This is a genomic window from Bacteroides sp. 2_2_4, from assembly GCF_000157055.1.
Classification (GTDB): Bacteria; Bacteroidota; Bacteroidia; order Bacteroidales; family Bacteroidaceae; genus Bacteroides; species Bacteroides ovatus.
The window spans coordinates 1-799 of the sequence record NZ_EQ973408.1 but is presented as its reverse complement, the minus strand read 5'-3'; the positions used below and the strand labels follow the sequence as shown (position 1 = coordinate 799).

Genomic DNA, 799 nt, shown 5'->3' with positions numbered 1-799 from the left:
ACGGCGTGGTGACGAGGCTCGCCTATGACCGTTTCCATAACCTCACGGAAGCCTCCGACAGCCGGGGGAACACCTCGCTGTACGGCTACGACCTGCTGGGCAGGTGCGTGAGCGTCACCAACCCCAAGGGTGCGGTGCAGAAAAGGGAATACGACCCCGTGGGCCGCGTGGTGCGCGTGCTCGACTTCGACGGCAACGACATACGCCTGTCCTACGACGGGATAGACAACCTCACCGAATACCGTGACAACGTCCAGCACGTGGAGTACGGCTACTCCGGCATGTGGAAGCTGACAAGGCGCCGCGACCACCGGGGCGTGGTGAACTTCCGCTATGACCGGGAGGAACGCCTGCGCCGTGTGATAAACGAGAGGCTCCAGAGCTACGAGTTCGCCCTCGACGCTGTGGGCAACGTCACCGCCGAGAAAGGCTTCGACGGGGCCGTCCGTCATTACCTGCGTGACAGGGGCGGACGCGTCGTCAGGGAGACGCTGCCGTCGGGAACGGAAAGGGAATACGGCTATGACGCCTGCTCGCGCGTGACGCGCGTCTCATACCCCACGGCCGGCGACCCCGACCAGACCTACGCCTACGGGCTGTCCGGCAGGCTGGTGCAGGCATCGAGGGGGGAAAGCACGGTGGAGTTCGCGTACAACTCCCTGGGACTTCCGACACGGGAAACGGCCGACGGCAACACCATACTCCGCACCTACGACCATACCGGCAGGATACTCACGCTCGACAGCACGGCGGGGGCCTCGCTGCGCTACACCCGCAACGGCTACGGGGAGCTTGAGGG

At 65.1% G+C, this 799-nt stretch carries 1 pseudogene; it reads left to right on the top strand.

Annotation, left to right across the window (positions count from 1 at the left end):
• Positions 1–799, top strand: a pseudogene (locus tag BSCG_RS29325) (RHS repeat protein); the annotation flags it as partial.